At 44.7% G+C, this 7,542-nt stretch carries 7 protein-coding genes; all 7 read left to right on the top strand.

Translation table 11 applies throughout. The features are described from left to right. Positions 1 to 268 precede the first annotated feature (268 nt). The 7 genes from Q0438_RS07315 to Q0438_RS07285 all read left to right on the top strand — a co-directional run bounded on the left by Q0438_RS07315 (position 269) and on the right by Q0438_RS07285 (position 7,301). Positions 269 to 991 (top strand): CorA family divalent cation transporter, encoded by a 723-nt coding sequence (locus Q0438_RS07315; RefSeq protein WP_299189713.1) that lies wholly within the window; start codon positions 269 to 271, stop codon positions 989 to 991. A gap of 16 nt (positions 992 to 1,007) precedes the next feature. Then, positions 1,008 to 1,421 carry a hypothetical protein gene (locus tag Q0438_RS07310; RefSeq protein WP_299189711.1) on the top strand — a complete coding sequence of 138 codons (414 nt, stop codon included), beginning with the start codon at positions 1,008 to 1,010 and terminating at the stop codon, positions 1,419 to 1,421. 53 nt (positions 1,422 to 1,474) lie between these two features. Beyond that, entirely contained in the window at positions 1,475 to 2,347 is an 873-nt protein-coding gene (locus tag Q0438_RS07305; RefSeq protein ID WP_299189708.1) for a methylated-DNA--[protein]-cysteine S-methyltransferase, read from the top strand. A 718-nt stretch (positions 2,348 to 3,065) separates the two neighbouring features. After that, on the top strand, positions 3,066 to 4,520 hold the full coding sequence (locus tag Q0438_RS07300; protein ID WP_299189702.1) for a potassium/proton antiporter: 1,455 nt from the start codon (positions 3,066 to 3,068) through the stop codon (positions 4,518 to 4,520). A gap of 152 nt (positions 4,521 to 4,672) precedes the next feature. Continuing rightward, entirely contained in the window at positions 4,673 to 5,452 is a 780-nt protein-coding gene (locus Q0438_RS07295) for a DNA methyltransferase (RefSeq protein WP_299189692.1), read from the top strand. Beyond that, entirely contained in the window at positions 5,452 to 6,042 is a 591-nt protein-coding gene (locus Q0438_RS07290; protein WP_299189690.1) for a hypothetical protein, read from the top strand. Before Q0438_RS07295 ends, Q0438_RS07290 begins: the two co-directional genes overlap by 1 nt. Before the next feature lie 254 nt (positions 6,043 to 6,296). Further along, the gene (locus Q0438_RS07285) at positions 6,297 to 7,301 is read left to right on the top strand and encodes a DNA adenine methylase (protein ID WP_299189688.1); all 1,005 of its coding nucleotides are present in this window, start codon (positions 6,297 to 6,299) and stop codon (positions 7,299 to 7,301) included. The last annotated feature ends 241 nt before the right edge of the window (positions 7,302 to 7,542 follow it).

Genomic DNA, 7,542 nt, shown 5'->3' with positions numbered 1-7,542 from the left:
CCCAAACCCCACCCATCCCCCGACGACGCTTTAAGCGGTGCGAGCCTTACGGCTCGCGTTAAATTTTAATAGGGGTTGAATTACGGCATGCGAAATTTTAAAATTTAGCCGGAATTTACAGCTCACAAAATTTTAAAATTCCAAGCGTCAAAGAGTTTTGAAATTCCAAATACGATAAAATTTAAGTGGCGGCGAAATTTCGGAATTCTTATAGGCAGCGAAATTCTGAAATTCCGTAAATTTAAACCGATTAAGCAAGGAGGCCTCATTGAACCCGATTACCGAAAAGCGCAGTGTTTCGGGCTATTACTACGCCGAGGATCGCGAGTATGTGTACTTCGTGACGGATGCGCCGCGCGAGCAAAACTACCGCTTTATTTTTGATTCGGGCGCGATCTATTCGCAAGAGGGTGCGAGCGGCGAGGTGCGGCTTAGCAGCGAAGCAGAATTTTTCGCGGTCGTTAAAAAGATCCTCGCGCAGTATCGCGATAAAATTTTAGAGCACTCCGCAGAGCTTGAGAATTACGAAAAAATCTACACGCGCCGCGGCGATTTTTCAAAATTTATGAAAAGGCACTCTGTCCTAAAATACGAAATCCGCAAATTTCAAAACAAAATTTCGCATTTCTACGAGGCGCTGCTCATCTGCGGAAACGAGCAGCCGGCGCTGAAAAAGCGGCTGAAAAACTACGCCTACGAAGCGGGCGTTTTCAAGGGCGTGATGAGCGAATACGCCGTCAGGATCGAGGATATCTATCAGTTCATCCAGGGCCTCAAAAACGACAAGATTAGCCGCAACATCTACATTCTCACAATCATCTCGTCGCTGCTGCTGCCGCTAAATTTCATCACGAGCTTTTTCGGGATGAACACGACGGGGCTGTTTTTAAGCGGCTCGGCGCACGGCACGCTCATTGTGACGCTTGCGATGTGCGTGATCTTCGCGGCGATGGTCGGCTTTTTTATGCTCTATGCCAAAAAGCGAAACTAAAGCGGAGAAATAAAATTTGAACAAAAACGAGCTTAAAAATATCCTAGGCGGATACCTCGGCAGGGAGATTGCGGGCGATTTTAGAGTGCTGAAAGAGCATGAGATCGCGCTCTGCAACGATGCGGCGAAATTTCCTTTCGAGGGCGATAGCGGGCTGCTGCGCGAGTTTTGTATCTTTGCAGACGGCGGCAGCGGCGATCTTTGGCTGCTAAGCTCTAGCGGCGAGATCGCGTTTTACGACCATGATCTGGAGTTTTTGTCCGAAGCAAATTTGAAAAAATTCGATCTAAATCTTGCGGGCTGGCTAAAGATTGCCGAGCTTTTTTGCAAATTTGAAGCCCTTGGCGACCCCAGCGCCGCGCAAAAGGCGGAGTTTAAGCAAAGCGTAGCTAAAATCTGTCCGCAAATTTTAGAAATTTGGGAAATTTAAGCGCTATTTGCGGCGCCTAAATTTAATCGTAAAAGCGCAAAATAGGAGCAATGATGAAATTTATCGCATATTACGACTCACCGCTTGGCAAAATCACGCTCGCGGGCGATGGGGTGGGGCTTTGCGGGCTGTGGTTCGAGAGCGAGAAATACTACGCGCACGCTCTCGCGACGAGCAGTGCGGATAAAAAGCAGGGCAGTACCGATCTGCTCGCAAAGGAGCAGCGCGCCGCAAGCGAAACACAGCGCGATTTTGCGGCAAAAGCGGCGAGCGGCGCGGACGGCAAATTCTGCGCGCACACACTTATAGAGAGCGAAAAATTCTGCGCACGCGATTTTGCAGCAGAAGCGGAGAGCGGCACGGACGTAAAATTTTGCGCAAACGTACTCGTAGCGAGCGAAAAATTCTGCGCACGCGATTTCACGGCTCAAAGTGTAAGCAAAAAATCTTATGCGACCAATCTTTCGGCGCAAGGCGCGAGCGAAAAAATCTGCGCGAACGAGCAAAGCGGCTACTTTGAGGGGAAAAACCTGGCCGTTTTCGATCAAACTAGGCGCTGGCTCGATCTGTATTTTAGCGGACGCGAGCCGGGTTTTACGCCCGCTCTAAATCCCGCGGGCTCGGCGTTTAGGCGCGCCGTGTGGGAAATTTTACTTAAAATTCCATACGGCAAAACCACGACCTACGGGCAGATCGCACGCGAAATCGCCGCGGTACGCGGGCTAGCGAAGATGTCCGCGCAAGCCGTGGGCGGCGCCGTGGGACACAACGAAATCTCGATCATCATCCCCTGCCACCGCGTCATAGGCGCGCACGGCAACCTCACGGGCTATGCAGGCGGCATCGATAGAAAAATCAAGCTGCTGCAGCTCGAAGGCGTCGATATGCAAGGGCTTTTCACGCCCGCCAAAGGCACCGCCCTATAAGGCGGCGCGGCAAAATTTGAAAGATCGCAAATTTTAATGCTTGCGCCAAGTCGCGATAGAAGCGATTAAATTTAAATGATCCGTCCATGCCGCGCGCAGGATAGACACAAGCGGCGATTAAATTTAAACCCGAGGGCACAGCGCCCTAAATTTCACCATAGCATTGGCGGCGCCCGTATCCTGCGAGAAGCAAACAGATGCTGCGCCGCGATTAAATTTCAACCGCGACGCCGCTAGTATTAAATTTATGCCGCGATGTCCCGCCTATCGAACTAAAACAAATCCACGTCGCGATCGAATTTAACCGAAGCGAGTTTCGGATCTCAAATTTTAACCGCAATCCGCCCGCGATAAATTTAAACCGAGATTTTGCACGCAAAGCTCGCAAACACGGGCTTGCGCCTCTAAATTTTAATGGGCGGCTCGGCGCACCGAACCGACTCGGCGTGGTAAAATTCCAATCTCGATTCGCCATCCTAAACGAATCTGTAAAAATTTCTCGGCAAAATTTTGCCGATATATCGAATCGTAAATTTTGAAGCTCAAGCTCAACCGAGTTTTAAAATTTTACGACCCCCGCGGCTCTGTTATCTGGTTTCGTTTGAGCGGAGCAAATTTAAAATTTCGCCCCCTGCTCGTTCAATAAAATTTTATCGCAAAAACCCGCCTAAAAATGGGGAAAACCCGCTATAATCTTGAAAAAATTATGGAGCGCTTTTTGGAAAAATTTCTACTCTTCGCCGCGATCTTACTCATCGCAAGCATCGTGCTTAACAAGATCTCGGGCAAATTCGGACTTCCTTCGCTCATCGTATTTTTGGCAGTGGGGATGCTCGCGGGCTCGGACGGGCTTTTGCGCATCGATTTTACGAGCCACCGCATCACTCAGGACGTCGGCATGATCGCGCTTATTTATATTTTATACGCGGGCGGGCTCGATACGAATTTAAAATCGATCCGCCCTGTAATGGCTAGCGGCATCATCTTGGCGACGCTCGGGGTGGTGGTCACCGCATGTGCGACGGCGGTTTTGGTTAAAATTCTGCTCGGCTTCAGCTGGCTTGAAGCGCTGCTTTTGGGCGCCATTATCTCCTCGACCGACGCTGCGGCGGTCTTTGCGATACTGCGCGCCAAAGGAATTTCGCTGAAAAACAATCTCGGCCCGCTGCTCGAGCTCGAATCGGGCAGCAACGACCCGATGGCGATCTTTTTGACCGTCACGATCATCCAGATCATCTCGCTAAATCAAAGCCCGAGCGCGATCGATATGCTGACGCTGCTAATCAAGCAATTTTTCATCGGCGGGCTTATGGGATACGCCTTCGGTAGGGCGCTGCCGTCGATTTTCAATAGATTAAGACTCGAACATTGGGGGTTGTATCCGGTGTTTTCGATGGCGTGGGTGGCGCTGCTTTTTACGCTGTGTATGAAGCTAGGCGGCAACGGCTACATCGCCGTTTACGTCGCGGGAATGTTCGTCAATAAGCGAGAATTCGCGCACAAGAAAAACCTCATCGGCTTTCACGACGGCATAGCGTGGACGATGCAGATCACGGTATTTATCACGCTTGGGCTTTTGGTTTTCCCGTCCGAGCTGCCCGCCGTCGCGCTTATGGGCTTTGTAACGGCGCTATGGCTGATGTTTGTCGCGCGACCTTTGGGGGTATTCATATCGCTCGCGTTCTCTAAATACAGCAAGAAAGAGAAGGTCTTTATCTCATGGGTCGGGCTTCGCGGCGTCGTGCCTATCGTGCTTGCGACCTATCCGTATGCCGCGGGAATCGAACACGCGGGGCTTATCTTTAACACCGTCTTTTTTATGGTCCTAATCTCGGTGCTGATACAGGGAATGAGCCTGGAGCGCGCCGCGGATAGATGCGGCGTACGCGAGCCGCCGGAGCCTGAGAGCGCGGAGCCCAATTCGAATATGCCGATCTTTTATCGCACGCTGCGCCAATACACCGTGGATCACGGCTGCGTGCTGATCGATAAAATTTTAGCCGAGCTTGAGCTGCCGGAGGATTTCCTTGTCATCCTAATCAGGCGGCACGGCGAATATATCAAGCCTACCGGCTCGACGGTGCTGCAAGAGGGCGATCTGCTGCTCGTCCACTGCGATGAGGAGGGCGTATACAACGCGGTTTTGAAGGATTTTGAGGCGTCTAAAGCGTGAGCTGTGCGGAATTCCATGCCATTAAGAATATTGTTTAAAAGCAAGGTTGAAAATCCAAAATTCTAGGAAAAAAATTATAACCCTGTTTCTGCTTTAATAGAAAGTTTAAAACAAAATTTGTATAATTAAGGACAAAATGGAGTTTAGCCAATATGTTTAATGAAATAGATTTAGCGGATTGGAAAAGATGCGACATAAATACCGACAGTCTTTGGTTTATCGCCGAGCGTGATAAAAGCGGTAAACATAAAAACATCTATCACGGTAATTTTATCCCGCAGATCCCAAATCAACTCCTGCGCCGATATACCAAAAGGGGCGAATTTGTGTTTGAGCCTTTTATGGGTAGTGGCACGACGCTGTTTGAGTGCGAAAATTTGGATCGAAAATATATCGGTTTTGATATAAATCCATTGATGTTGGATTATGTGCGCCAAAGTATGCAAAGCTCGAATTTTAGTGATTTTTTTGTAGCCGAATGTGATTCGATGAATGCCCAAAGTGTTGATAAAAATTTTGAAAATATGGGTATTAAAAATGTACAATTCGTCCTGATGCATCCGCCTTATATGGATATCGTTAAATTTACGAATGACGAAAACGACCTATCTAGATGTGACAATATAAATGAATTTGTAAAAAAATTTAAGCTTGTCTGTGAAAATTCTTTAAAATTTTTGGACAAAAATCGTTATTTTGCCGTAGTGATCGGCGATATTTATAAAAATAGCGAAATTTTGCCGCTTAGCTTTTACTGTATGGATATGATAAAGAGAAATTTTAAAGTCAAGTTAAAAGGTATAGTCGTAAAAAATATCGAAGGTAATCGCGGCAAACTAGGCACGAGCGGAATTTGGCGGTATCGTGCGTTAAAAAACGATTATTATATTTTTAAGCACGAATATATTTTGGTTTTTAAAAAGGAGTTTTGATGCAAGTTGCTGATATAAGGAGCAGGATAAATTGTGATTTGGTAAAGAAAATATTTTCTAATGCAAATAATGCAAAAGAATTTCTTAAAAGGCTTAATATTAATACTAAGGGAATGGATTCGAGAAAAATTTTTAATTCAATCGTTATAAATTGGAATTATGAAAAGGCATTACCGATAGTGCGAGATATTTTTAAATCATCGCCAAAATTTAAGCGTGGACAAAGCGGATCCGCTACAATAGAAATATTACTTAGGGAGTGGAGAGAACTCGGGTTTGGAGATATCGCTTGGCCATTTTCTCAAGGAGCTTTTGATAATTTCGTCCAAAGTATAAATTCCGAAAGTTCGTCAAGAATTGAAAAAGATGAGAAGGTTAGAATCGCAGCAGTGAAATATCGCAGAATAAAAGAGATAAATACTGAAAGAAACGATTTTTTGGAGAGCTTGATATTTCTAAAAAATGAAAATATTATTCCGACACTATCGAATTCTCGCGGTGTTGATTTCTTTATAAATGGTATTTCTTTCGATCAAAAAGTATCTCGCAGCGTCACAAATGAATTTAAGCGCGATTTTGGGGATTGCTGACGTGAAATAGCGGTGAATAACCCCGCAAAAGTAGCTCAGTATCTATATGAATACCAGGATGAAGGACGATTTGGTTATTCGCCGAGACTTTTTATTGTATATTTGGATGAGAATATCTCGCCTTTAGAAGCTAAAAATACTATAGAAAATATAAATTTAGACAAACCACTTGATATTTCATTTACCTATAGGCATAAAGTCAAGGGTGAAACTGCCTATAAAACACAAGCTTTTGTTGTTTTACTCGGTGCGCAATGAACTACATTGGCTCTAAATTTAAACTCTCAAGCTGGATAAGAGACGAGATTTGCAAAGTTGTTGGCAATGATTTATCGCAAAAAATTTTCTGCGATATCTTTGCGGGCACCGGTATAGTCGGGCGGACTTTTAAAGCAAGCGTGAAAAAGGTCATCTCAAACGATATAGAGCCCTATAGTTATGTCTTAAATAAAAACTACATCGGTAATCATAAAATTTTAAGACAAACGGACGATTTGATAAGTGAATTAAACGATCTTAAACCCGCTGAAGACGGGTTTATTTACAAGAACTATTGCTTTGGCAGCGGTTCAGGTCGCCAATACTTTAGCGATGAAAACGGCAAAAAAATAGATACTGTCAGGCAGGAAATAGAAAGATGGCATAAAATCGGAAAAATAACCGATGAAATTTACTATTTTTTGTTGGCTTCGCTTATAGAAAGCGCAGATAAAGTCGCAAATACCGCATCTGTTTATGGAGCGTTTTTAAAAAATATCAAGGTATCTGCCTTAAAGCCGTTGGTTTTAGAAGCGGCCAAATTTGAGATAAATGACAACGTTCACGATGTTTATCAAATGGATGCAAATGAGCTGATAAAGGAGATTTTCGGTGATATTTTATATCTGGATCCACCTTATAATGCTCGGCAATATGGTGCAAACTACCACTTATTAAATACCATAGCACTTTATGATAAATTTACTCCAAAGGGCAAGGCCGGATTACGAAACTATATGCGCTCGAAATATTGTTCAAAAAACGATGTTGCAACTGAATTTGAAAATTTAATAAAAAATGCAAATTTTAAATATATCTTTTTAAGTTACAACAATGAAGGACTGATGAACGAGTATCAAATTCGCAAAATTTTACTCAAATACGGTAAGTATGATTTAGTAAAAAAAGAATATCAAAGGTTTAAGGCCGATAAAAGCGAAAATCGTAAGCATAAGGCTGATTCTACATTTGAATATTTACATGTTTTAGAAAAATTTTAAAAATGCATAAGACGATTACATATAGTAAATTATTATAAATTTAAAATCTACTTAATTACTACAATCACCACTCCCAGCGGTGCTTTTTCATACGGGCGCGCTCGCCTCTAAATTCCACGCCTTCGGCCTCTAGCAGTTCGCGCTGAGCCGCAAAGCTCGCCGCCAAGGCGCCCGCATGATAAAGGGCGCGGTGGCACGGGTAGTCGCCGTAGAGCTCTGCCTGCGAGAGCACGCGCCCCAA

The organism is uncultured Campylobacter sp. (assembly GCF_938030785.1).
Taxonomy (GTDB): Bacteria; Campylobacterota; Campylobacteria; order Campylobacterales; family Campylobacteraceae; genus Campylobacter_B.
This window is presented reverse-complemented; position numbering and strand designations above follow the sequence as displayed.

Coding starts and splice junctions, on each gene's coding strand:
- Q0438_RS07305 (WP_299189708.1), top strand. CDS start 1,475: ATGAAATTTATCGCATATTACGACTCACCGCTTGGCAAAATCACGCTC.
- Q0438_RS07295 (WP_299189692.1), top strand. CDS start 4,673: ATGTTTAATGAAATAGATTTAGCGGATTGGAAAAGATGCGACATAAAT.
- Q0438_RS07290 (WP_299189690.1), top strand. CDS start 5,452: ATGCAAGTTGCTGATATAAGGAGCAGGATAAATTGTGATTTGGTAAAG.
- Q0438_RS07285 (WP_299189688.1), top strand. CDS start 6,297: ATGAACTACATTGGCTCTAAATTTAAACTCTCAAGCTGGATAAGAGAC.